The organism is Streptomyces sp. NPDC111802 (assembly GCF_055634335.1).
Window position 1 is genome coordinate 12,640 of the sequence record NZ_JBVKCZ010000028.1, and the last position, 22,954, is coordinate 35,593.

A 22,954-nucleotide genomic window follows, 5' to 3' on the forward strand; every position below is an offset into this window, starting at 1 on the left:
GTCATACGGCCGCGTCCTCGGTCGTCATACGGCCTCCTCCGCGGTCGTCATACGGCCTCTTCCGCGGCGCGCGTACGGCTCTGGAGCGGCAGGATCGCATGGACGCGGAAGCCGCCTCCGTAGCGGGGGCCGGTGGTGAGGGTGCCGCGCAGGGCGGTGACACGCTCGCGCATGCCGAGCAGACCGTGGCCGCCGCCGTCGATCGTGTCGTCCTCGCCGGCGCCGTTGTCGAGGACGGTGATCTCGACGTTCGGGCCCACCCGGACGACGCTGACCTCGGCCTTGGCCGCCGGGCCCGCGTGCTTCTGCACATTGGTGAGGGCCTCCTGGATGACCCGGTAGGCGGCCAGGTCGACGGCGGCGGGGAGCGTGGTGCCCTGGTCGGCGCGGGCGACCTCGACCTGGAGGCCGGCGCTGCGGAAGGTGCCCGCGAGTTCGTCGAGGCGGTCGAGGCCGGGGGCCGGTTCGGTGGGGGCCTCGGGGTCGCCGGACTGGCGGAGCAGGCCGACGGTGGCGCGCAGTTCGTTGAGCGCGGAGCGGCTGGCCTCGCGTACGTGGGCGAGGGCCTCCTTGGCCTGGTCGGGTCGCTTGTCCATGACATGGGCCGCGACACCGGCCTGCACATTGACCAGGGCGATGTGGTGGGCGACGACGTCGTGCAGGTCCCGGGCGATCCGCAGGCGCTCCTCGGCGACGCGGCGGCGGGCCTCCTCCTCGCGGGTGCGCTCGGCTTTCTCGGCCCGCTCGCGGATGGCGGCGACGACGGCACGGCGGCTGCGGACGGCGTCGCCGGCGGTGGCGCCGATGCCGGTCCAGGCGAAGATGGCGAGGTTCTCCTGGGCGTACCAGGGCAGGGGGCCGGCGAGCATCGCGGAGCCGGTCAGGACGGTGATGGTGAGCAGGCCGACGCGCCAGGTGGTGGTGCGGTCGGTGGTGGAGGCGACGGTGTAGAGGGCGATCACCGCGGACATGGCGACGGGGGCGCGGGGGTCGCCGGTGACGGACTCCACGAGGGAGACCGCGCCGGTGAGGGCGAGCACCGTCATGGGGGCGCGGCGGCGGAAGACCAGGGCCGCGGAGCCGAGGGTGATGAGCAGGAGGCTGAGCACGTCCGGGGTGCGCAGGGCCCAGGTGACCTCGCTCTTCCCGTGCGGGTCCACGAACGAGCCGGCCACCATGCAGGCGAGGACCCCCACCGCCAACGCCGCGTCCAGCGCCAAGGGGTGCGCCTTGAGATGCTGCCGGGCTCGTTCGAGGGTGCTCACGCCTGATTACGGTACGGCGTCCCTGCGGGGCTTGGAACGGGTGCCGACCGGAGGTTCCTCACGTTTTGACGCGAACGCCGGACGGGCCGAGAGCTCACCCCGGGATCAAGCCGTCATCGCTCAGCAGTCCCCGAACCTCCTCCAGCGTCGCGTCCGGCGACGGCAGGATCAGTTCCGACGGTTCCAGGGAGTCGTCGGGCAGCGGCTCGCCCAGTTCGCGGACCTTGGACAGGAGTGCGGCGAGGGTACGGCGGAAGCCGGGCCCGTCGCCGTTCTCCATTTCCGTGAGGAGCTCGTCGTCGAGTTTGTTCAGCTGGGGCAGGTGGCTGTCGGACAGCTTCACCTGCCCCTCACCCATGATCCGGACGATCATGTCGCCCATCGCGCCCTCCTAGGCGTGGGCCCCGGCCGTCGGCTACTGCTTGTCGAAGCGCGGGGTGTCCTGCGGCTGCTGCTGGGACTGCTGCGCCTGACCCGAGCCGCCTTCGATGGCCTGCTGGCCGCCCGACGGGCCGCCCGCCAGCTCCGCCTTCATGCGCTGCAACTCCAGCTCTACATCCGTACCACCGGAGAGCCGGTCCAGCTCGGCCTGGAGATCGTCCTTCTGCATGCCGGACTGGTCGTCCAGGGCACCGGAGGCAAGGAGCTCGTCGATGGCTCCCGCGCGGGCCTGGAGCTGGGCCGTCTTGTCCTCCGCGCGCTGGATCGCCATGCCGACGTCGCCCATCTCCTCCGAGATGCCGGAGAAGGCCTCGCCGATCCGGGTCTGGGCCTGGGCCGCGGTGTACGTGGCCTTGATCGTCTCCTTCTTGGTGCGGAAGGCGTCGACCTTGGCCTGAAGGCGCTGCGCCGCGAGGGTGAGCTTCTCCTCCTCGCCCTGCAGGGTCGAGTGCTGTGTCTCCAGGTCGGTCACCTGCTGCTGGAGGGCGGCGCGGCGCGACAGCGCCTCGCGGGCCAGGTCCTCGCGACCCAGCGCGAGCGCCTTGCGGCCCTGGTCCTCCAGCTTCGACGACTGCTGTTGCAGTTGGTTCAGCTGGAGTTCCAGCCGCTTGCGCGACGTGGCGACGTCGGCCACGCCCCGGCGTACCTTCTGGAGCAGCTCCAGCTGCTTCTGGTACGAGTAATCGAGGGTCTCGCGCGGGTCCTCGGCCCGGTCAAGGGCCTTGTTCGCCTTCGCGCGGAAGATCATCCCCATACGCTTCATGACACCGCTCATGGGCTTCGCGCGCCCCCTTCTGACGGACTCCACTCCAGCACCTGCGACAGAACCCACAGTACGGGCCCTGCATCCATTACCGCACTGTTCGGGGACGGATGCGCTCATCCCCAAGGACGACTGCTGACGCTTGCGCTCCGGCGTAAGGAGTAGGTGACTCCCGGGCGGACCCAGGGGTGACCACCCGGTGCCGCCCGGGTGCCTCCCCCGTGGCCGCCGAACGAACCGTCTGCAACGTCCCCTCTGTCCCCCTACGACGACTGGTGTTGCCGGATCGTTCCCCACGGGGCTGGGGTCCAACCCCGGGCACCCCGTACCCTTGGGTTTTGTGTTCCGTAGCCGTGCGAAGGATGAGAAGGCCCAGACCGCCGACAAGGCCCTGGTGACCGACTCCAACGAGACCCGTCACCCCGAGGCCCCGAAGGGCCGCCCCACGCCCAAGCGCAGTGAGGCCCAGTCGCAGCGTCGCAGCGTGGCCAACACGTCGACGACGCGCAAGGAGGCCGCCAAGCGCGGGCGCGAGGAGCGCCGGGCCGCCCTGGAGCGTCAGCGCAAGGCGCTGGCCGGAGGCGACGAGCGGTATCTGCCGGCCCGTGACAAGGGTCCGGTCCGCAAGTTCGCGCGTGACTTCATCGACTCGCGGTTCAACATCGCGGAGTTCTTCCTGCCGATGGCCGTGGTCATCCTCGTGCTCAGCATGGTGCAGGTGCCCGCGTTGCAGAACATCGCGCTGCTGCTGTGGCTGGTCGTGATCGTGCTCATCGTGCTCGACTCGGCCGTCACCGGCTTCCGGCTGAAGAAGCGGCTCGCCGAGCGCTTCCCCGACGACAACAGGCGCGGCGCCGTCGCCTACGCGCTGATGCGCTCCCTGCAGATGCGCCGGCTCCGGCTGCCCAAGCCGCTGGTCAAGCGTGGAGAGCGGCCCTGAGCGCTGCGGCTTTCTCCGGGGGTGCGGCCGACGCGTGGCTCAGCAAGTTGGGTGGGGTGCGTGATGTCGTACGGCAGGAGCTGGTGGCCCGCCAGCTCGACGAGCAGATAGCCGGGCGGTTCCCGGTCGGGCAGCGGCTGCGGGTGCTCGACGTGGGGATGGGCCAGGGCACCCAGGCGCTGCGCCTGGCCCGCGCCGGGCACCAGGTGACCGGCGTCGAGCAGGACCCCACGATGATCGCGGCGGCCCGCGAGGAGCTGGCCGGTGAGCCGGAGGGGATCCGGGAGCGGGTGCGCCTGGTCCAGAGCGACGGGCGGGACACCGGCGTCCACTTTCTGCCGGGCAGCTTCGACCTCGTGCTGTGCCACGGCGTGCTGATGTACATCGACGAGCCCGATCCGATGCTGGCCGGGCTGGCCCGGATGCTCGCCCCGGGCGGACTGCTCTCACTCCTCGTACGCAACGGGGACGCGCTCGCCATGCGGCCCGGACTGTCCGGGGACTGGGCGGGGGCGTTGTCGGCCTTCGACACGACGACCTATCACAACCGGCTGGGCCTGGACGTTCGGGCCGACCGGCTGTCCGACCTGACCGCGACGCTCGCGGGGATCGGGGCGCCCCTGCACGCCTGGTACGGGGTGCGGGCGTTCACCGACACGGCGGCCGACGAGGCGGAGATCCCGGTGGACCTCGACGCCTTGCTGGCCGTCGAGGAACGGGCCGGGAAGACGGATCCCTATCGCAGTGTGGCGGCGCTGCTGCATCTGTGCGGAGTGCGCGGCTGATCCCGTTCGGGTGAGCAGTACGCGCCGGACCCCGGCCCCCGCGGTGAGACTCGGGGCATGGATGCCCGCCGTTTCCGTGCCCGGTGTTCGGCCGTCACGGCCATCGCCCTCGTCTGCTGCCTCGGCCTGCTCTCCGCCTGTTCGTCCTCCTCGTCCACGCGCGACGAGGAGGACGCGACGACACAGGCCGCCGTGCCGAGGACGGTCCGGGCGGCCGACGATCTTCAGGACGGCTATCTGAAGGTGATCAAGGACGTGCTGCCGTCGGTCGTGCAGATCCAGGGCCGGCGCGACCTGGGTTCGGGAGTGGTCTACGACGACGAGGGGCACATCGTCACCAACGCGCATGTCGTGGGGGACGAGAAGACCTTCCGCGTGACGACCGCCAACAGCGAGCACCAGTTCACCGCGAACCTCGTCTCCTCCTACCCGCAGCAGGATCTCGCCGTCATCGAACTCGACGATCCGCCGGACGGGCTGCGGGCGGCGAAGTTCGGGGACTCCTCGAAGGTCGAGGTCGGGCAGATCGTGCTGGCGATGGGCTCACCGCTCGGACTGTCGTCCAGCGTGACGCAGGGCATCGTCTCGGCGACCGGACGGACCGTCACCGAGGGCGGCGACGACGGCGGTACGGGCGCGACGATCGCCAACATGGTGCAGACCTCGGCGGCCATCAACCCGGGCAACAGCGGCGGCGCACTGGTGAACCTCGACAGCGAGGTGATCGGCGTGCCGACCCTCGCCGCCACCGACCCGGACCTGGGGGGCGGCGCGGCGCCCGGCATCGGGTTCGCGATCCCGGCGTCGACGGTGAAGACGATCGCCGACCAGATCGTCAAGGACGGCAGAGTGACCGACTCGGGCCGGGCGGCACTCGGCATCACCGGCCGTACGGTCGTGAACGACGACCTCCAGGCCGCCGGCGTGGCCGTCGTCGAGGTGCAGTCGGGCGGGGCGGCCGACAAGGCCGGTCTTGAGACCGGGGACATCATCACCCGGCTGGGCGACACGGACATCACCACCATCACCTCGCTGTCCGAGGCACTGGCCGCCGACAGGCCGGGAGACCGGACGACGGTGACATACACCCGTGACGGCAGCGAGAAGAAGGCGGACGTGACGCTGGGTGAGCAGTGACGGGGGCGGGCGAGGGCCGTGCGACCCTCGCCCGGGTGACTACGCCTCCGCGGCGCTCAGGCTCATCGGCCCATAGATCTCCGCGGCGTCCTCGAACAGCCGGACCTGGTCCACACCGCCCTCGAGCAGCGCCTTCCAGTGCTCCCCGATCCAGGACTCGGCGTCGCCCTGGGTGGTGAACTCCTCGGGCTGCACCGCGGGCTGGACCTCCGCCCCGTCGGCCTTCTCGAACCGCCACGTCCATGCCGCCATGTACGCCTCCAAGGTCTCAGCACATGCAGAGTGAAAGCCGGATCGAGGTCCGGCTCCTCTCCTGAGCCTAGTCGGAAGCGCGAGACCTGCGCGGACACGCGAAAATCGGTCCCGTGGAACTCACTCTTCTCGGCACCGGTGCCCCGGCGGGACTTCCCCGCCCCGACTGTCCGTGCGCGGCGTGTGCCAGTGCGCTCGGTGACGAGGCGCGGGCGGCGACCGCGTTGCTCGTGGACGGGGCGCTGCTGCTCGATCTGACGCCCGGGGCGGCGTTCGCGGCGGCGCGGGCCGGGCGTTCGCTGGGGGCCGTACGGCAGGTGCTGCTGTCGCATCCGCACAACGGGCCCGCCGTGGAGGTGCCGGCGGGGGTCCCGCAGCCCGGGCGGGTGCCGGACGGGCGGGAGTTGGCGGTGCTGACGGGGCATCGGGTGCGGGCGGTGGCGATGGACTCGCCGGGCACGGGGTACGCGGTGACCGGGCCGGACGGGCAGCGGCTGCTCTATCTGCCGCCGGGGGGTGCGCCGGCCGGGCTGGAGGAGGGGGCCGTCGGGATGTACGACATGGTGGTCGCCGATGTCGTGGGGCGGCCGGACGCCCTGGCCAAGCTGCGGGCGGTGGGGGCCGTCGGGCCGACGACGGATGTCATCGCCGTACATCTGGACCATGACGTGCCGCCGGGGGCGGAGTTGCGGCGGCGGCTTGCCGCGGCGGGCGCGCGGGCGGTGCCGGACGGGACGACGCTGGTGGTGGGGGCGTACGAGGACGTGCCGGACGTGCCGCGGCGGACCCTGGTGCTGGGCGGCGCCCGGTCCGGGAAGTCGGTCGAGGCGGAGCGGCGGCTGGAGGCCTTTCCGGATGTGCTGTACGTCGCGACCGGGGGCACCCGGGGCGGGGACAACGAGTGGGCGGCGCGGGTCGCCCTGCACCGGGAGCGGCGGCCGGGGTCATGGCGTACGGCCGAGACGTGCGACCTGGTGCCGCTTCTCTCCGAGGGTGGGGCGCCGTTGCTGATCGACTGTCTGTCCTTGTGGCTGACGGACGCCATGGACTCCGTCGGGGCGTGGGACGACGCGGTGTGGGCGGACGGCGGGGAACGGGCGCTCAGGGAGCGGGTGCGGGAGCTGACGCTTGCGGTGCGGGCGACTGGGCGGACCGTGGTCGCCGTGTCCAATGAGGTGGGGTCGGGGATTGTGCCGGCTACGGCTTCGGGGCGGCGGTATCGCGATGAGCTGGGGCGGCTGAACGCGGCGTTCGCGGGTGAGTGTGAGCAGGTGGTTCTGGTGGTGGCGGGGCAGGCGTTGGTGCTTCGCGGATGAGGGTGCCGCGGTGTGCCGTCGGGCGTGCGCTTCGGTGACCGTCGTGCCAGGACTCAGGCCGGCTCCTTGCGGGCGATGATCCGGTACGCGTTCGAGAAGCGGGTGTGGCGGAGGAACGGGGCGAGGAGGTGGTCCAGGGCCCAGGCCACGGCCACCAGGGGCGCGCCCACGCTCGACAGCAGGGACGGCAGCAGATGTGACACCACCAGCGATGTCGCGGCCGCGATGTCGTAGGGGATGTGCGCGGCGCGGCGGTCCGTCGCGACGATCGTGCAGCCCTGGGCCCGCAGTTCCTCGCACAGGGCGTCCATGGGCAGCAGGTGCAGATGGCCCGGCGGGCTGTGCGGAACCCACAGCCTGCCGAGCAGCGCGGCGAACAGGCAGCCGGGGTTGGGCAGTTCGAGCAGGAGGTGGCCGCCCGGGCGCAGGACCGTGAGGGCGGCGCGGAGTTCCTCGCGGGGGTCGCGGGCGTGTTCCAGGTGGCGGAACATGCTGACGATGTCGTAGCGGCCGCGCAGCCGGGCCGTGACGCGCCGGTCGGTGAGGCTGCCGACATGGGCCTCCTCCACGCGCTCGGCCACGCGCGCGTGCAGGACGCGGTAGGTCGGGTCCAGGCCGTCGAACGCCGTGTACGGGAAGAGCTCCTTCGCGGTCTCCGGGAAACGGGCGTATCCCGTGCCCACATCCAGCCAGCTCTCCGGCTCCGGGAAGGCGAGCGCCAGGCGGGCGGCGGCTCTGAGCCGGCGTGGCCCTCGCCGGGTGAGCCCCAGGTGGCGGGGGACGTAGGTGTGCTCCCGGCACGGGGTGAGGGTGAACGCGCAGACGGCGTGGGGGCGTTCGGAGGGTGCGGTCGCGGTCATGGGCGGCTCCCGGGCGTGGCGGCGTACGGCTGGGGCGTACGGCGAAGGCGGTGCGAGACGGTGCGAGCATGCCCCGACAATCCACTGCAAAACGGAACGTAAGGGATGGCGATCTTGGGTGCAACGACGTCGCGTGGAAGCGGGGGTGACGTGGCGGGGCCGGTGGTGGCCATGTGGCGCCGCTCTGTTCGACCGGTGCCGGTACTGTTCGGCGAATGAGCTCGCTTAATCTCGACGACTTCTCCGACCTGATCGAGCGCCCCGACGGTGGGGTGCGCCGTGACGCCGAGGCGCGCCGTGAGCGGCAGATCGTGCCGCCCGGGGCGCTGGGGCGCCTCGACGAACTGGGTGAGTGGCTGGCGGCGGCGCAGTCCGCGGTGCCGGTGCGGCCGATCGAACAGCCGCGGGTCGTTCTGTTCGCCGGTGACCACGGCGTCGCGGAGCTGGGCGTGTCGGGGCGGCCCGCGGGCGGTGCCGGGGAGTTGGTGCGGGAGATCCTCGAGGGCGGCCGGCCCGTGTCCGTGCTCGCGCGCCGGCTCGGGATCCCGGTGCGGGTGGTCGACATGGCGCTGGACTGCGATCCGGCATCGCTGCCGGAGGCGGTCGTACGGCATCGGGTGCGGCGGGGCAGCGGTCGCATCGACGTCGAGGACGCGCTCACGACCGAGGAGGCGGAGGCCGCCTTCCGGACCGGGATGGCGGTGGCCGACGAGGAGGCCGACTCCGGTACGGATCTGGTGGTGCTCGGCGATGTGAGCGTCGGGGGGACCACGGCGGCCGGGGTGCTGGTCGCGGCGCTGTGCGGGACGGACGCGTCCGTGGTGACCGGGCGGGGTGGCCTCGCCATCGACGACCTGACGTGGATGCGCAAGTGCGCGGCGATCCGGGACGCGCTGCGCCGGGCCCGGCCCGTGCTCGGGGATCAGCTGCAGCTGCTCGCGACGGTGGGCGGTGCCGACCTCGCCGCGATCACCGGGTTCCTGCTGCAGAGCGCGGTGCGGAAGATGCCGGTCGTGCTGGACGGGGTCGTGGTCGCCGCCTGTGCGCTGGTGGGCCAGCGGATCGCGTTCCGGGCACCGGACTGGTGGCTGGCGGCACACGACAGCGGGGAGCCGGGCCAGGCCAAGGCGCTGGACCGGATGGCCCTGGAGCCGGTGCTCGACCAGGGCGTGAAGGTCGGCGAGGGCGCCGGGGGCCTGCTGGCCCTGCCGCTGGTACAGGCGGCCGCGGCACTGGCCGCGGAACTGCCGGAGAAGCCGAAGGACACGGAGACGGCGGAGACGAGCGAGGCAGCCGAGGCAGCCGAGGCCGAGTAGGGGGCGCGGGCTGGGCTCTCACGGCGGGAAAACAAGGGCATACGCCCATAAGATCGACATCCGTGAGCGTTGACACCCTCGGTCGCTGGGCTCGTGCCGAGTGGGGGGCGTTGTATCTCGCCGTGCGAGGGGCGTGGGTGACGCGGCGGTGGTGGGCCTCGCCGTCTTCCTCGGATGGCGCTGCGGCGCGTAAGTCACGGCCGCTGTGGTGATCGCGGCGATGCTGGTCGAGGTCGCCCTGAAGGGGAACCTCGCCGCCAAGGAACACCTGGCGGCCATCGCGGCGGTGCTGGTGCTGTGCGCGCTGGCGACGGTACGTCAACGGCGTTCCAGGGCCCGGTCCGGGGTTGCGTCGGGGGTGCCGCCGATTCAGTCCTGGAGTTTGCGGCTGGGGCCCGCCCAGCGGCGGTCGTGGTGGTAGGCGCGCAGCTGGGTGTTGGCGGCGGCGGTGCGTCAGCGGTGTTCCAGGGCCCGGTCCGGGGTCGTGTCGGGGGCGCCACCGATCCAGTCCTGGAGTTTGCGGCTGGGGCCCGCCCAGCGGCGGTCGTGGTGGTAGGCGCGTAGCTGGGACTTGGCGCGGGCGCGTGGGCGGTTGCGGTAGAAGCGTTTTGCCCAGGGGGAGGTGGGGCGGGCCAGGCGGATCGCGCCGAACAGGGCGACGAAGGGGACGATCACCCCGAAGATCGCGATGCGGGCCTTGCCCTTGGCGAGGGCGATCAGGGCCAGGAGGAAGTTCCCGGCGATCGTGACGAGCACCGACCCGCGGTTCTGCATCTCGTCCTCGTTCAGGTCGTTCACCCCGAACGGCGCGTAGCCGAGGAGGAGCAGGCCGACCAGGGCGGCGGTGAGCACGACGACCTCGACGCTCTTGCGGCCGGCCTCGGTCCAGTAGACGTCGTCGAGGTGCAGGATCAGCGCGAACTCGTCCATGACCAGCCCCGCGCCCATTCCGAAGATCACGGCGGCCGCGGCCGAGCCGAAGCCGCGCTGCCCGCCGGCGACCGCGCAGAAGCCGCCGATGATCGTGAGGACGATGCCGGGGACGACATGGTGAATATGGACGGCGCCGGTCTCGATGTTGCGGAAGGGTCCTTTGCCCGCGCGGATGAGGCGGGTGATGACCCGGGTGACCACGAACGTGACCACGAAGGCGGCCAGGGCCAGGAGCAGGGGGAGTTTGCCCGGCTCGATGATGTTGCGCTGCCACCAGTCACCCATGTTCTCAGTGTGTCCGTGACAGGGGTGGGCTGCCTGGCGGGTACGACGTCCGGGCTAGTCTGCGGCCGTGTCCATGACCCCGCCGCCGCTGCACGGCCTCCGTTTCGCCTTCGGCACCCTGAGCGTGCTCCCCGTCAAGGTGAGCCGCTGGGACCGGGAGGCGGCGCGCGGCGGGATGCTGGCCGCGCCGCTCGTCGGGGTGGTGCTGGGCTGCGGTGCCGCCGTCGTCGCCCTGGTACTGCTCTACCTCGGCACCGGCTCCCTCCTCGCCGCCGTCGCGGCCGCCGCCGTCCCCGCCGTACTCACCCGGGGCCTGCATCTCGACGGGCTCGCGGACACCGCCGACGGGCTCGGCAGCGGCAAGCCCGCCGAGGACGCGCTGCGGATCATGAAGCAGTCGGACATCGGGCCGTTCGGCGTGATCACGCTCGTGTTCGTGCTGCTCGGCCAGGTGGCCGCGCTGTCGCGGCTGTACGACGACTCATGGACCCGGGGCGCCCTCGCGACCGTCGTCTCGGCCGTCGCCGCCCGCCTCGCCCTCACCCTCGCCGCACGGACCGGCGTGCCCGCGGCCCGGCCGGAGGGGCTGGGCGCCGCGGTGGCCGGGGTCGTTCCGGTACGGGGCGCTGTGGCGGTCGCCCTGGCCGTGACCGGCGTCGCCGCCGCGGCGGGGGCGCTGCTCGGGACGGACGGCATCGCCCGCACCGCCCTCGCGGTCCTCGCCGCGCTCGCCGTCGCCGAACTGCTCCTGCGGCACTGCGTCCGCCGCTTCGGCGGCGTCACCGGTGACGTCTTCGGCGGCCTGGCGGAGTCATCGGCGACGACCGCGCTCGTCGTACTGACCCTGGGCTGAGCGGAGCGGCCGGGTCACCGCACAGGCGCCAAGCCGTGCGGCAACGTGCCCCACGGGTGATCGCCCGTGCCCGGCACCGCGCAGTGCACCGAGGCGCCACGTGACCGGGCCAGTTCCGTCAGGTCGACGTCGGCCGGGACGCCGTACACCAGATGACACAGCCGCACTCCCCCGGCGCCGCGCCACCGCTGCGGGGTGAGACCGCTGTACGACTGCCAGGTGCCCTCGAAGGTGACCAGCAGGTCCGCGATCCTGGCGTACGAAGGATGCGGGGCCGTGCCGTGGTTCAGGGCGCGCCGCAGCCGCGCCCCAGGCGGCCGACGCGAGCCGCTGGTAGGTCGGTCATCGGTGGGCGGTCGCTCTCCCCAACAGGCCGTAGACCAGGGCGGCTTGGGTCACGGCCGCCGTGCCGTGGACGATCACGCCGATCCAGTGCGGGCTGCCCGTGTGGGTCACCAGGGCCACGGTCTGGGCGAGGGCCGCCGCGCAGCAGACCGTCGCCGCGCTGAGCACCGCGCCGAAGGACTGGAGCAGCAGGCCCGTCCACAGGACCACGCCCAGCAGGAGCAGTCCGGCGAGGCGGACGCCGGTGATTGCGGGGCCCTGGGGCCACAGGGCGGAGGTGGCAAGGCTGAGCGCAAGCAGGGCGGCCAGGTACCCGGCGAGGCACTCCACGAACGTGAGCGCCGTCGTACGCCGGAACGCCCTCGGTGTGCTGCTGGAGCGCAGGCCCGCCAGGCTGCCGCTGCGGAAGCGGTACAGCAGCCATTCGGCGGGGCCCATGCTGAGGGTGAGGGCGACCACTCCGGTTCCGTCCTCGGCGAGCGCGTCCCCCAGGGCTGTGTACAGGACGAGGACGCCGGTGGCCAGGCCGAAGAGGGCGTACGGGAGGGATGCGAAGAGTCGGGGCCGCGGCGGTAGCCGCACATCGGATACAGCCCCGCGCCCCTTGCGGGGCGCTACCTCGCGCAGGCCGAGAACGGCCACCGCCGTCAACGAGCCCAGCAGCAGAGTCAGTCGTGCGGCATCCGGTACGGAGTGGACCAGCGCTACGACCGCGCCCGCGGCCATCGGTAACAACGCGGCCAGCAGGGCCCGTTCGCGGCCCATCACCAGCAGGACGGTGGCCGCGCCCAGGTAGACGGACTGCCCGGCCGCGAAGGCCAGGGCGGCGGGGTGGGCAGCCCCCGCGACGGCCGCGACCAGGGCGCCGAGCAACGCTCCGACCGGGGCGCCCAGAAGCAGGGAGCCGCGGGCGGCCGATCGATCGCCCAACCCCAGCCAGGAGTAAGCCCGATGGGCGAGCCCCTGGTTCCACGCCCAGCCGACCAAGGCGCCGGCCAGCAGCGGGACCGTGCCCGCGGGGAGGCCGAAGTCGTCCTGCGGGCCCGCGAGCAGCGGGGCGCCGAGGACGTAGCCGAAGCCGGGAAGGGCGAAGACGACGCCGCGCAGGAGGCAGCCGAGCAGGCCCGTCCGCCACGGGTCGCGGACCTGGCCGTCCGGCTCGGGGTAGCGGCGCTCGACCCGCTCGTACAGCTCCTCGGCGAGGGCGAAGGAGTTCTTCACGCCGTAGCGCTCGCGTATCTGGTCGTCCGACAGACCGTCCGACTCCAGCAGCGCGGCTATCTCGTCCGGGTGGACGGCGGCGGCTATGAAGTCGTCGAGGCGTACGGCGAGTTCGTCGATGGGGTCGGCCTGCGCCCAGCTCGGTCGGGTGCGCGGGCGCGGGACGGCGGGCAGGGTCTCCGGGCGGGAGCCGGCCGGCATCCGGATGTTTCCGCTCACCAGCCGGTTCCGTCCGTGGCGACCTTCTCATACCAGGGGTCACGCAGTTCGAGGGTCCAGTCGGCGACCGTCTCCAGCGTGGGCTCGTACGCCTCGGAGCTGCCCGCGAGCTCCCGGTAGATCGTCCGGAAATTGTCCACGGAGCGGCGCAGCGTGAACCGGTCGATCACTCGCCGGCGGGACAACTCGCCCAGTTCCAGGCGCCGTTCGTCGTCGCGCAGGAGGGTCAGGGCGGCCGCGGCCAGCTTCTCCGGCTCGCGCGGCGGGACGACGAGGCCGGTGTCGCCGACGGCCTCGCGCACTCCCCCGACGTCGGTCGAGACGGTCGTACGGCCGCAGGACATGGCCTCGATGACGGAGAACGGGAAGCCCTCGGAGATGGACGACAGCATCACCAGGTGGCCGGCGGCGTAGGCGCGCCAGACCTCGCTGATCCGGCCCTCGAAGGTCAGGCCGTCCGTGACGCCGAGTTCCGCGGCGAGCTTCTCCAGCCTGGTCCTGTACGCCTCGCCGCCGGGCGGGACCGGGCCGAACAGCCGCAGCCGGGTCTCGGGGAGTTCGGCGCGGACCATGGCGTAGGCCCGCAGCAGGGTCTCCAGGTCCTTGATGGGGTCGACGCGGCCGCACCAGGAGAGGGTGGGGGCCTCGGGTTCGGGCCCCGCGTGCGGGAAGGCGTGCGGGTCGACGCCGTTGTAGACGGTGCGGATCCTGTCCGGGTCGGCGCCGCCGCGCTCCTCCCAGCGGCGGTTGTACTGGTTGCACGGGGTGATCAGGTCGGCCGTGCGGTATCCGTGCGAGTTCAGTTCGCGGTAGAAGCCGAGCATGAACGCCTTCACGGGCCAGCGCTGGGCGTCGCCACGGTGGCCGAGGTAGCGCTCGCGCAAGTAGATGCCGTGCTCGGTCAGGAGGAAGGGCACGCCGTCCAGTCTGCGGGCGGCGAGCGCCGGGAGGGTCGCGAGGCCGCTGCTGACGGCATGGGCGACGCAGTCCTCGGGGACACGGATCCCGAGCGGGCGCAGCGCGTGTTCCAGCAGGTCGGTCGCGGTCAGGGCGTCGTGCACGGTGGGGCGGGCGGCCGCGGTCGGCAGATGCGGCATCGTCCAGATCCACATCAGCGATCTGAGCGCCGTCTCGGTGCGCAGTGCCGCCGACAGGCGTCCGTCGCGGGCGACTACGGCGATCTCGTCCAGGGCTTCGCCGAAGTCGCCGTGGGCGTCGGGGTCGAGGAAGGAGAGCAGGAAGCGCTCGTAGGAGTCGGTGAAACGGCGACGGGCCCGGCCGTACGGCGCTCGTTCGCGCCCCGGACGCGGGCCCCAGGTGGGGACGGAGGTGTGACGGTAGACGTTCGGCGGCAGCTCCCAGGTCACCGGTTCACGGCCGGTTCCGGTGAGCGACACGATGTGGAAGTCGACCTCGGGCATGCCCTTGACGAGCTGGTCGCACCAGGTGCTGACCCCGCCGTGGACATGCGGATAGGTGCCTTCGGTGAGCATGGTGACATGACGGCCTGTGCGCATCGCTGCGCGACTCCCCCCTGTTGTTGCGGTCGCTGAACGTGGACGCGACCCCGGACCCGGCTACAGGCCCGTTGTGGCTGGTCGCGCCCACGCGGCGGAGCCGCGGATCGGTGCACTCCCGCGGCTCCTCAGGGCGTTGTCGCTACGGCAGCTTGAGCGTGACCGCCGACTGGAGCAGCCCCGGCGTGGTCCACGCCGAGCGTTCTCCCGCGTACGGCGTCCCGAACGCGGTGGTGCCGAGCAGGAGTTGCTTGACAGTGCCTTCCGGTGCGGTCACCGGGATCTGCGTTCCGGACGGGGCGTTGACGGTGACGGTCCTGCCGATGCGGTACGCCGTGACGGAGCCCTTCGCGAGCGCGCTCTGCCAGGCGGCACGGCGCTGCAGCTCGGTGCCGATGGCGCTCTGCGCGAGGTTCTCCACGGGGGTGTTGGCGGCGAAGAGCGCCTGGTAGTCGGCGAGCACCCGGTCCAGGACGGGGTAGAGGACGCGGCCCTCGGCCAGGTTGGACTGGTGGGCGTAGTGCGGACGCGGGTCGTTGCCGATCACATGCCCGAGGGCGAGGCGGGCCTCCTGCGGCACGATGTACGTGTCGTAGCCGGTGGCGGTGTCCAGCGGTTGGGCCAGGCAGGTGGAGGCGGGGTTGGTCTCGCAGATTCCGCTGCCGCCGTCGGCCGCCGAGGTGTAGATCCAGTTGTACTCGTCGGCCATCTCCTCCTCGGTGCCCGTGTTGTAGTACACGTTCATCGGATACCGGGGCACGGTGAGCGCGGCGCCGACCGAACGCTGCGCGGGCTCACGGGAGTTGTCCGAGGCGATCCACCTGACCCCGTTGTCGGCGAGGGCGCCGGCCAGGTTGGGGTTGTCGGCGGGCTGCTGCGGCAGGGTCTTCAGGCCCGAGTGCTCGCCGGTCACGAGTTCCGTGCGGTCGAGCGGGAGTCCCTTGGTGAGGCCCCAGTTGAGGTTGTTCCTGATCTGCGCCGAGATCTCCGAGCGGCTCATGTACCGCGTCGAGCCGTCCGCGTTCTTCGCACAGCTCCATGGCACGGTCGAGGTGTCCTGGACACAGCCGAGGAACAGGTGCGTGTAGGTGTGGTTGATCCAGCGGTACTGCGCCCGGTCCGCGAGCAGCCGGTCGGTGAGGGCGTCGGTGCCGCCGTTCTCGCTCTTCCACTCCTCGCCGGAGCCGGCGTTGTAGACCATGTCCAGCTTGAAGCCGCGCTCCCGCTGCCACTGCGCGGCGTGCACCGCGTCCTCGGCGGTCATACGGATCGGCGTGGCCTCCTCGCCGCCTCCGCCCACGCAGTCGATGTCACCGGGCGTGCAGTTGCGCTCGGTGTCCCAGCGGGCGTCGGGCGCGAAGACGTCGTCGACGTGGACCGCGAAGTAGTTGCGCGCCCGACCGAGGTGAGTCCCCTGGGTCAGCCATTCGACGATGCCGCGGGCGAGGACGCGGAACTGCTGCTGGTACTGGTTGTAGGCGAAGGTCACGACCAGCTGGCGGCGGCCGTCGCTGGTGTACTCGCCGACCAGGCTGCCGCGCCCGGAGCCGCCCGGCACCGGAACGTCGACATAGCTGGTGAAGCCCGTGCGGGGCCGCGCGATGTAGCCGTAACTCTCCGGCACGGACGGGTCGTTGTCCTCGAAGGCGAAGGCGCCGTCGAGATAGCCGAAGTACCCGGCCCTGCCCTGGGCGGTGACCGAGGCCTCCTGCCCGTCCAGGGTGCCCGCCCAGCCGCCCTCGCTGGTGTAGTCGAGGCCGACGCCCGGGTGGGCCCAGGTGTAGGCGTCGACCTGCGGGATGCCGTAGGTCCGCTCGTAGCTCTCCAGCGCGCTCTGCTCGGCCGAACCCGCCCCGAAGGGCGCCTCGTTGGGCAGTACGACGCCCTGGAACCTGGCGCGGGGCGTGCCGCCCACGGTGTCGCTGAGGAACCCGGGTGTGATGGTCGGGCGGTTCGCGGCGTTCAGGTCGACGGTGGTGTACGGGATGCCGGTGCTCTGCAACTGAGCGGCGATGGCCTGGACGGCGCTGCCGCCGTTGTCCACCACCAGCACCCTGAGATCGACGCGCGGTTCCTCGGCGGCCGCGGCGCCGGGCACCGAAAGGCCCAGTGTCAGCAGACCGGCGGCCGCCAGAACGGCGGCCGCGTTTTTGTGGTTTCTCCGTCTGTGCGCGCTGTGCGCCATTGGTTGTCCCTTCCCCCCAGAAGATCCTCTTGTGGCCGCTTGCGGTGAATCGGCGGAGGATCCGTGGAAATCATGCAAAGCGGCAAGCGGATGGCTCGCCGGAACCAGACGAGTGTGACTCAGCTCACTGGGGGCGGGGATCAAGAAATGGCCGCGACGCCACCGACAGGTGAACGCCCGAAAGAATGAGCGAACGCTCACGCGAGCGTAGGCTCATCCCGAGTGTTCGCCGTACCGGGGAAGGCCCCGCTGCCACCGCACCCGTAGGGTCGGCCGTCGGGCCCGGTCGACCCACACTGTTCGGCCATCGCAACTTCACATCGGAAGCGAGATTTCACCACCGTGACTGCTCTCACTCTCAGCACCGCTGCGGCGCCCGGCCTGCGCGCCGACGCGATCGTGATCGGTGTCGCCAAGGGCGCCAATGGCCCGGTCGTCGCACCGGGCGCTGAAGCCGTGGACAAGGCCTACGACGGCAGGCTCGCCGGCGTCCTGGAGACCCTCGGTGCCTCCGGCGCCGAGGGCGAGGTGACGAAGCTCCCCGCACCCGCCGGCTTCAAGACCCCGCTCGTGGTGGCGGTGGGGCTGGGCGCCGAGCCCGACAAGGACGCCGAGTACGACGGCGAGGCGCTGCGCAAGGCCGCCGGCGTCGCCGCCCGCGCCCTCGCCGGCTCCAAGAAGGCCGGGTTCGCGCTGCCACTGGGCGACTCCGGCGACGTCGGTGCCGTCGCCGAGGGCGTGCTGCTCGGGGCGTACTCCTTCGACGTCTACAAGGACAACGGCAAGGACGCCCAGGCCGCCCGCGGCGCCCAGGGCAGGAAGAACGGCAAGGCCCCCCTCGCCGAGGCCACGCTGCTCGGCGCCAAGCCCCGCGACAAGGAGCACAAGGCCGCGATCGAGCGCGCCACCGCCGTCTCCGAGGAGCTCAACCGCGCCCGCGACCTGATCAACACCCCGCCCAACGACCTCACCCCCGAGTCCTTCGCCGAGATCGCCACGGCGGCCGGCAAGGAGCACGGCATCAAGGTGCAGGTGCTCGACGAGAAGGCGCTGACCAAGGGCGGCTACGGCGGCATCCTCGGCGTCGGCTCCGGGTCGGCGGCGGGTCCGCGGCTGGTGAAGCTGACGTACACCCACTCCAAGGCGGACAAGCACCTCGCCCTGGTCGGCAAGGGCATCACCTACGACTCGGGCGGCATCTCGCTGAAGCCCGCCGGGCACAACGAGACGATGAAGTGCGACATGAGCGGCGCGGCCGCCGTGTTCGCCGCCGTCGTCGCCGCCGCGCGGCTCGGGCTGCGGGTCAACATCACCGGCTGGCTGGCGCTCGCCGAGAACATGCCGTCGGGTTCCGCGGTGCGCCCGGGCGACGTCCTGCGCATGCTCAGCGGCAAGACCGTGGAGGTGCTCAACACCGACGCCGAGGGGCGGCTGGTGCTGGCGGACGCCCTGTGGGCGGCCTCCCAGGAGAAGCCGGACGCGATCGTGGACGTGGCGACGCTGACCGGGGCGATGGTGCTGGCGCTGGGGAACCGGACGTTCGGCGTCATGGGCAACGACGACGCGTTCCGCTCCGCGATCGTGGAGGCGGCCGAGGAGGTCGGTGAGGCGTCCTGGCCGATGCCGATGCCGGAGCACCTGCGCAAGGGGATGGACTCGCCCACCGCCGACATCGCCAACATGGGTGAGCGCATGGGCGGCGGGCTGGTCGCGGGGCTCTTCCTGCGGGAGTTCGTGGGCGAGGGGATCACCTGGGCGCACCTGGACATCGCGGGGCCCGCGTTCAACGAGAGCGGGGCCTTCGGGTACACGCCGAAGGGTGGTACCGGCAGCGCGGTGCGGACGCTGGTGCGGCTGGCCGAGCTGACGGCGGCCGGGGACCTCGGCTGACGTCGATCCGAGTGAGGGGGCTCCGCCCCGCCCGCACGCGGGTGGGGCGGAGCCCCCTCTTCCATGCCCGCTCAAGTGAACGTGGGACGTCTCACACACCGGCCCGGCGTCTCGTTCGGTGTGGACAAGTGCGAAGATGGGGCTCGGCAGGACAGGGCCCCCACCACAGGGCCGAAGAAAGAGCGGCCGGACACCAGCCGCCGCCCGGTCAACGCTGACCGGCGTACGGCGCACATGCATGGAGGACGTGACGTGGCGAACGACGCCAGCACCGTTTTCGACCTAGTGATCCTCGGCGGTGGTAGCGGTGGTTACGCCGCGGCCCTGCGCGGGGCGCAGCTGGGCCTGGACGTCGCCCTGATCGAGAAGGACAAGGTCGGCGGCACCTGCCTGCACCGGGGTTGCATCCCCACCAAGGCCCTGCTCCACGCGGGCGAGATCGCCGACCAGGCCCGCGAGAGCGAGCAGTTCGGTGTGAAGGCCTCCTTCGAGGGCATCGACATCGCCGGGGTCCACAAGTACAAGGACGGCGTGATCTCCGGCCTCTACAAGGGCCTGCAGGGACTCGTCGCCTCCCGCAAGGTGACGTACATCGAGGGTGAAGGCCGACTGTCCTCCCCCACCTCCGTCGACGTGAACGGCCGGCGCGTCCAGGGCCGCCACGTCCTGCTGGCGACCGGCTCCGTGCCGAAGTCGCTGCCGGGCCTGGAGATCGACGGCAACCGGATCATCTCCTCGGACCACGCCCTCGTCCTGGACCGCGTACCCAAGTCCGCGATCATCCTGGGCGGCGGCGTCATCGGCGTCGAGTTCGCCTCCGCCTGGAAGTCCTTCGGCGCGGACGTCACCGTCATCGAGGGCCTGAAGCACCTCGTCCCGGTCGAGGACGAGAACAGCTCGAAGCTTCTTGAGCGCGCCTTCCGCAAGCGCGGCATCAAGTTCAACCTGGGCACCTTCTTTCAGAAGGCCGAGTACACCGCCGACGGCGTCAAGGTCACCCTCGCCGACGGCAAGGAGTTCGAGGCCGAGGTCCTGCTGGTCGCCGTCGGCCGCGGCCCGGTCTCCGCCGGTCTCGGCTACGAGGAGGCCGGCGTCGCCATGGACCGCGGCTACGTCCTCGTCGACGAGTACATGCGGACGAACGTCCCGACCATCTCCGCCGTCGGTGACCTGGTCCCGACCCTCCAGCTCGCGCACGTCGGCTTCGCCGAGGGCATTCTGGTGGCGGAGCGTCTGGCCGGTCTGAAGACCGTCCCGATCGACTACGACGGTGTCCCCCGCGTGACCTACTGCCACCCGGAGGTCGCCTCCGTCGGCATCACCGAGGCCAAGGCCAAGGAGATCTACGGTGCGGACAAGGTCGTCGCTCTGAAGTACAACCTGGCGGGCAACGGCAAGAGCAAGATCCTGAACACCTCGGGCGAGATCAAGCTCGTCCAGGTCAAGGACGGTGCGGTGGTCGGCGTCCACATGGTCGGCGACCGTATGGGCGAGCAGGTCGGCGAGGCCCAGCTGATCTACAACTGGGAGGCGCTGCCGGCCGAGGTCGCCCAGCTCATCCACGCCCACCCGACGCAGAACGAGGCGCTCGGCGAGGCCCACCTGGCCCTGGCGGGCAAGCCGCTGCACTCGCACGACTGACCCTCGGTCGACGAAGCGACGACTCAGACTTCCGCAATTCGTTAGGAGCAACCGAAACCATGGCGGTTTCCGTAACCCTTCCGGCGCTCGGCGAGAGCGTCACCGAGGGCACTGTCACCCGCTGGCTGAAGGCCGAGGGTGAGCGCGTCGAGGCCGACGAGCCGCTGCTCGAGGTCTCCACCGACAAGGTCGACACCGAGATCCCCTCGCCGGCCGCCGGCGTCCTGGCCTCCATCAAGGTCGCCGAGGACGAGACGGTCGAGGTCGGCGCCGAGCTGGCCGTGATCGACGACGGCACGGGCGCGCCCGCTGCCGCTCCGGCTCCGGCCGCCGAGCCCGCTCCGGCCGCCGAGCCGGAGCCGGCCCCGCAGGCCGCTGCCCCGTCCACCGAGCAGGCCGCCCCGGCTCCGGCGCCCACCGCCGAGGCCGCCGCCGGTGCCGGCTCCGCCGAGGGCACGGACGTGGTCCTGCCCGCGCTCGGCGAGTCCGTCACCGAGGGCACCGTCACCCGCTGGCTGAAGTCGGTCGGTGACAGCGTCGAGGCCGACGAGCCGCTGCTCGAGGTGTCGACGGACAAGGTCGACACCGAGATCCCCGCCCCCGCCTCCGGCACGCTGCTGGAGATCGTGGTCGGCGAGGACGAGACGGCCGAGGTCGGCGCCAAGCTGGCCGTCATCGGCGTCGCGGGTGCCGCTCCGGCGGCCGCCCCGGCCCCGGCTGCCCCGGCCCCCGCCGCCGCTGCCCCGGCTCCGGCCGCGCCCGCGGCTCCGGCAGCCCCGGCTCCGGCCCCCGCCGCTCCGGCCGCGCCCGCCGCTGCCGCTCCGGCTCCGGCCCAGCCCGCTGCTCCGGCTCCCGCGCCGGCCGCCCCGGCCCCGGTCACCCCGGCTCCGGCCGCTCCGGCCGCCGCCCAGCCGACCGACGAGGGCGCCTACGTCACCCCGCTGGTGCGCAAGCTCGCCGCCGAGCACGGCGTCGACCTGGCCGCCGTCAAGGGCACCGGCGTCGGCGGTCGTATCCGCAAGCAGGACGTCGTCGCCGCCGCCGAGGCCGCGAAGGCCGCCGCCGCTGCTCCGGCTCCCGCCGCTGCCGCCGCCCCGGCCGCCAAGAAGGCGCCGTCCCTGGAGGCCTCGCCGCTCCGTGGCCAGACCGTCAAGATGCCGCGCATCCGCAAGGTCATCGGCGACAACATGGTCAAGGCGCTGCACGAGCAGGCGCAGCTGTCCTCGGTCGTCGAGGTCGACGTCACCCGCCTGATGCGCCTGCGCGCCCAGGCCAAGGACTCCTTCGCCGCGCGCGAGGGCGTCAAGCTCTCCCCGATGCCGTTCTTCGTGAAGGCGGCGGCCCAGGCGCTGAAGGCCCACCCGGTCATCAACGCCAAGATCAACGAGGCCGAGGGCACGATCACCTACTTCGACTCCGAGAGCGTCGGAATCGCGGTGGACTCCGAGAAGGGCCTGATGACCCCGGTCATCAAGCACGCGGGCGACCTCAACATCGCCGGCATCGCGAAGGCCACGGCGGAGCTGGCCGGCAAGGTCCGCGCCAACAAGATCACGCCCGACGAGCTGTCCGGCGCGACCTTCACCATCTCCAACACCGGTTCGCGCGGTGCGCTCTTCGACACGATCATCGTGCCGCCGGGCCAGGTCGCGATCCTCGGCATCGGTGCCACGGTCAAGCGCCCGGCGGTCATCGAGACCGAGGAGGGCACGGTCATCGGCGTCCGCGACATGACGTACCTGACCCTCTCCTACGACCACCGCCTGGTGGACGGCGCCGACGCGGCCCGTTACCTGACGGCGGTCAAGGGGATCCTGGAGGCGGGCGAGTTCGAGGTCGAGCTCGGCCTGTAACTCCCTCCTGGGTACGGCTGTTCGGTGCCCCCGTCCGGAAGCTTCCGGACGGGGGCACCGCCATGTGGGTATGTAAGTCTCGTCTCACCTGCGCAAAAGCGCCCCCGTGCGCCCCTCCCGCGCGGCGTCCCGGCCGTATTGTCTAAACGTCAAAACGCCCCCGGGGGCCCCTGGGCCCCGCCCTAAGGAGCTCTCATGACCGCCCCCGTCATCCACTCGCTGCGCGAACAGATCCGCGAGCACATCCTGGAGGGGATCATCAGCGGTCGCTGGCAGCCGGGCGAGCGGATCGTGGAGCGGCGGATCGCGACCGAGCTGGAGGTCAGCCAGACGCCCGTGCGCGAGGCCCTGCGCGAGCTGGAGTCGCTGCGGCTGATCGAGTCCGCGCCCAACAAGGGCGTACGCGTACGGAATCTGACGGCCGCCGACCTGGAGGAGAGCTACCCGGTGCGGGCCGGTCTGGAGGCCATCGCCGCCGAACTCGCGGCCGACCGCCTCGCCGAGGACTGCTCGGCCCTCGAACCCCATGTCAGCGCCCTCTACGAGGCCGACCGCATGGCCGACGGCACGGCCCAGGTGCGGCACACGGTCGCCTTCCACCGGGAACTGGTCCGCGCGGCGGGCAACTCCGTGCTGCTGCACACCTGGGAGGGCCTCGGCATCGAGGTGTTCACGGCGCTGTCCATCCGGTGGCTGGGGACCGTGCAGCAGTCGTACGCGGAGGAGCACGAGGAGCTGGTGGCCGCGTTCCAGCGCCAGGACCCCCGGATCGCCGAGATCGTCAAGGCGCATGTGCTCGGGTGCGCGCCGCGGCACGAGGGCGAGTAGGGCGGGCTCGCGCTGAGTCCGCGCTGAGTCCGCGCCGGGTCCTCGCTGGGGGACTCGTCCACCCGGCCCAGCTTGAGCGGCTGTGACGAGCGGGGCTGTTGGGGCGCAT

The 22,954-nt window shown here is 72.0% G+C and carries 20 protein-coding genes; 11 read left to right on the forward strand and 9 right to left on the reverse strand.

Annotated elements, in window-relative coordinates; genetic code table 11:
* Window positions 1-47: 47 nt before the first annotated feature.
* The 3 genes from ACZ7NC_RS28165 to ACZ7NC_RS28175 all read right to left on the reverse strand — a co-directional run bounded on the left by ACZ7NC_RS28165 (window position 48) and on the right by ACZ7NC_RS28175 (window position 2,460).
* On the reverse strand, window positions 48-1,265 hold the full coding sequence (locus tag ACZ7NC_RS28165) for a sensor histidine kinase (RefSeq protein ID WP_471492276.1): 1,218 nt from the start codon (window positions 1,263-1,265) through the stop codon (window positions 48-50).
* 94 nt (window positions 1,266-1,359) lie between these two features.
* Window positions 1,360-1,638, reverse strand: coding sequence for a PspA-associated protein PspAA (pspAA, locus tag ACZ7NC_RS28170; RefSeq protein WP_471492372.1), 279 nt, complete (start codon window positions 1,636-1,638; stop codon window positions 1,360-1,362).
* A 42-nt stretch (window positions 1,639-1,680) separates the two neighbouring features.
* On the reverse strand, window positions 1,681-2,460 hold the full coding sequence (locus ACZ7NC_RS28175) for a PspA/IM30 family protein (RefSeq protein WP_471492373.1): 780 nt from the start codon (window positions 2,458-2,460) through the stop codon (window positions 1,681-1,683).
* A gap of 250 nt (window positions 2,461-2,710) precedes the next feature.
* Between ACZ7NC_RS28175 and ACZ7NC_RS28180 the strand changes: the two genes are divergently transcribed.
* The 3 genes from ACZ7NC_RS28180 (at window position 2,711) to ACZ7NC_RS28190 (ending at window position 5,331) form a co-directional block, all read left to right on the forward strand.
* On the forward strand, window positions 2,711-3,409 hold the full coding sequence (locus ACZ7NC_RS28180) for a DUF3043 domain-containing protein (RefSeq protein ID WP_471492374.1): 699 nt from the start codon (window positions 2,711-2,713) through the stop codon (window positions 3,407-3,409).
* An 83-nt stretch (window positions 3,410-3,492) separates the two neighbouring features.
* Complete coding sequence (locus ACZ7NC_RS28185) at window positions 3,493-4,194, forward strand: class I SAM-dependent methyltransferase (protein ID WP_471492375.1); 702 nt, start codon at window positions 3,493-3,495, stop codon at window positions 4,192-4,194.
* Window positions 4,195-4,251: 57 nt separating this feature from the next.
* Window positions 4,252-5,331 (forward strand): S1C family serine protease, encoded by a 1,080-nt coding sequence (locus ACZ7NC_RS28190; protein ID WP_471492277.1) that lies wholly within the window; start codon window positions 4,252-4,254, stop codon window positions 5,329-5,331.
* Window positions 5,332-5,370: 39 nt separating this feature from the next.
* On the opposite strand, the gene ACZ7NC_RS28195 is transcribed toward ACZ7NC_RS28190, so the two are convergent.
* Window positions 5,371-5,583, reverse strand: coding sequence for a hypothetical protein (locus ACZ7NC_RS28195; RefSeq protein ID WP_383417185.1), 213 nt, complete (start codon window positions 5,581-5,583; stop codon window positions 5,371-5,373).
* A 113-nt stretch (window positions 5,584-5,696) separates the two neighbouring features.
* Here ACZ7NC_RS28195 and ACZ7NC_RS28200 point away from each other — a divergent pair, with 113 nt between their 5' ends.
* Complete coding sequence (locus tag ACZ7NC_RS28200) at window positions 5,697-6,899, forward strand: bifunctional adenosylcobinamide kinase/adenosylcobinamide-phosphate guanylyltransferase (protein WP_471492278.1); 1,203 nt, start codon at window positions 5,697-5,699, stop codon at window positions 6,897-6,899.
* Between the two features lie 53 nt (window positions 6,900-6,952).
* Here ACZ7NC_RS28200 and ACZ7NC_RS28205 read toward each other — a convergent pair whose 3' ends face one another.
* A complete protein-coding gene (locus ACZ7NC_RS28205) occupies window positions 6,953-7,759 on the reverse strand; it encodes a class I SAM-dependent methyltransferase (protein WP_471492279.1) in 807 nt (268 codons plus the stop codon).
* 215 nt (window positions 7,760-7,974) lie between these two features.
* Here ACZ7NC_RS28205 and cobT point away from each other — a divergent pair, with 215 nt between their 5' ends.
* Together cobT and ACZ7NC_RS28215 are read left to right on the forward strand one after the other, a co-directional pair.
* Window positions 7,975-9,075: a nicotinate-nucleotide--dimethylbenzimidazole phosphoribosyltransferase gene (cobT, locus tag ACZ7NC_RS28210; RefSeq protein WP_471492280.1), complete on the forward strand. Its 1,101-nt coding sequence runs from the start codon at window positions 7,975-7,977 to the stop codon at window positions 9,073-9,075.
* A gap of 208 nt (window positions 9,076-9,283) precedes the next feature.
* A complete protein-coding gene (locus tag ACZ7NC_RS28215; RefSeq protein WP_471492281.1) occupies window positions 9,284-9,496 on the forward strand; it encodes a hypothetical protein in 213 nt (70 codons plus the stop codon).
* A 32-nt stretch (window positions 9,497-9,528) separates the two neighbouring features.
* On the opposite strand, the gene ACZ7NC_RS28220 is transcribed toward ACZ7NC_RS28215, so the two are convergent.
* Window positions 9,529-10,293 (reverse strand): hypothetical protein, encoded by a 765-nt coding sequence (locus tag ACZ7NC_RS28220; RefSeq protein WP_471492282.1) that lies wholly within the window; start codon window positions 10,291-10,293, stop codon window positions 9,529-9,531.
* A gap of 73 nt (window positions 10,294-10,366) precedes the next feature.
* Between ACZ7NC_RS28220 and ACZ7NC_RS28225 the strand changes: the two genes are divergently transcribed.
* A complete protein-coding gene (locus ACZ7NC_RS28225; RefSeq protein WP_471492376.1) occupies window positions 10,367-11,146 on the forward strand; it encodes an adenosylcobinamide-GDP ribazoletransferase in 780 nt (259 codons plus the stop codon).
* Between the two features lie 342 nt (window positions 11,147-11,488).
* Here ACZ7NC_RS28225 and ACZ7NC_RS28230 read toward each other — a convergent pair whose 3' ends face one another.
* From ACZ7NC_RS28230 to ACZ7NC_RS28240, 3 genes are all read right to left on the reverse strand, one after another.
* Window positions 11,489-12,931, reverse strand: coding sequence for a hypothetical protein (locus ACZ7NC_RS28230; protein WP_471492283.1), 1,443 nt, complete (start codon window positions 12,929-12,931; stop codon window positions 11,489-11,491).
* The gene (gene pelF, locus ACZ7NC_RS28235; RefSeq protein ID WP_471492284.1) at window positions 12,928-14,448 is read right to left on the reverse strand and encodes a GT4 family glycosyltransferase PelF; all 1,521 of its coding nucleotides are present in this window, start codon (window positions 14,446-14,448) and stop codon (window positions 12,928-12,930) included. Before pelF ends, ACZ7NC_RS28230 begins: the two co-directional genes overlap by 4 nt.
* 142 nt (window positions 14,449-14,590) lie before the next feature.
* Window positions 14,591-16,633 (reverse strand): hypothetical protein, encoded by a 2,043-nt coding sequence (locus ACZ7NC_RS28240; protein ID WP_471492285.1) that lies wholly within the window; start codon window positions 16,631-16,633, stop codon window positions 14,591-14,593.
* 342 nt (window positions 16,634-16,975) lie between these two features.
* Here ACZ7NC_RS28240 and ACZ7NC_RS28245 point away from each other — a divergent pair, with 342 nt between their 5' ends.
* The 4 genes from ACZ7NC_RS28245 (at window position 16,976) to ACZ7NC_RS28260 (ending at window position 22,845) form a co-directional block, all read left to right on the forward strand.
* The gene (locus tag ACZ7NC_RS28245; protein WP_471492286.1) at window positions 16,976-18,523 is read left to right on the forward strand and encodes a leucyl aminopeptidase; all 1,548 of its coding nucleotides are present in this window, start codon (window positions 16,976-16,978) and stop codon (window positions 18,521-18,523) included.
* A gap of 252 nt (window positions 18,524-18,775) precedes the next feature.
* Window positions 18,776-20,164, forward strand: a complete 1,389-nt coding sequence (lpdA, locus tag ACZ7NC_RS28250; RefSeq protein WP_471492287.1) for a dihydrolipoyl dehydrogenase — start codon at window positions 18,776-18,778, stop codon at window positions 20,162-20,164.
* A gap of 59 nt (window positions 20,165-20,223) precedes the next feature.
* Window positions 20,224-22,017: a 2-oxoglutarate dehydrogenase, E2 component, dihydrolipoamide succinyltransferase gene (sucB, locus tag ACZ7NC_RS28255; protein WP_471492288.1), complete on the forward strand. Its 1,794-nt coding sequence runs from the start codon at window positions 20,224-20,226 to the stop codon at window positions 22,015-22,017.
* Between the two features lie 195 nt (window positions 22,018-22,212).
* On the forward strand, window positions 22,213-22,845 hold the full coding sequence (locus tag ACZ7NC_RS28260) for a GntR family transcriptional regulator (protein WP_471492289.1): 633 nt from the start codon (window positions 22,213-22,215) through the stop codon (window positions 22,843-22,845).
* Window positions 22,846-22,954 lie beyond the last annotated feature (109 nt).

What these genes read in the sequence shown, in the direction of transcription:
- pspAA (WP_471492372.1), bottom strand. Translation starts at nt 1,638, where the DNA reads ATGATCGTCCGGATCATGGGTGAGGGGCAGGTGAAGCTGTCCGACAGC.
- ACZ7NC_RS28175 (WP_471492373.1), bottom strand. Translation starts at nt 2,460, where the DNA reads ATGGGGATGATCTTCCGCGCGAAGGCGAACAAGGCCCTTGACCGGGCC.
- ACZ7NC_RS28190 (WP_471492277.1), top strand. Translation starts at nt 4,252, where the DNA reads ATGGATGCCCGCCGTTTCCGTGCCCGGTGTTCGGCCGTCACGGCCATC.
- ACZ7NC_RS28195 (WP_383417185.1), bottom strand. Translation starts at nt 5,583, where the DNA reads ATGGCGGCATGGACGTGGCGGTTCGAGAAGGCCGACGGGGCGGAGGTC.
- ACZ7NC_RS28205 (WP_471492279.1), bottom strand. Translation starts at nt 7,759, where the DNA reads ATGACCGCGACCGCACCCTCCGAACGCCCCCACGCCGTCTGCGCGTTC.
- cobT (WP_471492280.1), top strand. Translation starts at nt 7,975, where the DNA reads ATGAGCTCGCTTAATCTCGACGACTTCTCCGACCTGATCGAGCGCCCC.
- ACZ7NC_RS28220 (WP_471492282.1), bottom strand. Translation starts at nt 10,293, where the DNA reads ATGGGTGACTGGTGGCAGCGCAACATCATCGAGCCGGGCAAACTCCCC.
- ACZ7NC_RS28225 (WP_471492376.1), top strand. Translation starts at nt 10,367, where the DNA reads ATGACCCCGCCGCCGCTGCACGGCCTCCGTTTCGCCTTCGGCACCCTG.
- pelF (WP_471492284.1), bottom strand. Translation starts at nt 14,448, where the DNA reads ATGCGCACAGGCCGTCATGTCACCATGCTCACCGAAGGCACCTATCCG.
- ACZ7NC_RS28240 (WP_471492285.1), bottom strand. Translation starts at nt 16,633, where the DNA reads ATGGCGCACAGCGCGCACAGACGGAGAAACCACAAAAACGCGGCCGCC.
- sucB (WP_471492288.1), top strand. Translation starts at nt 20,224, where the DNA reads ATGGCGGTTTCCGTAACCCTTCCGGCGCTCGGCGAGAGCGTCACCGAG.
- ACZ7NC_RS28260 (WP_471492289.1), top strand. Translation starts at nt 22,213, where the DNA reads ATGACCGCCCCCGTCATCCACTCGCTGCGCGAACAGATCCGCGAGCAC.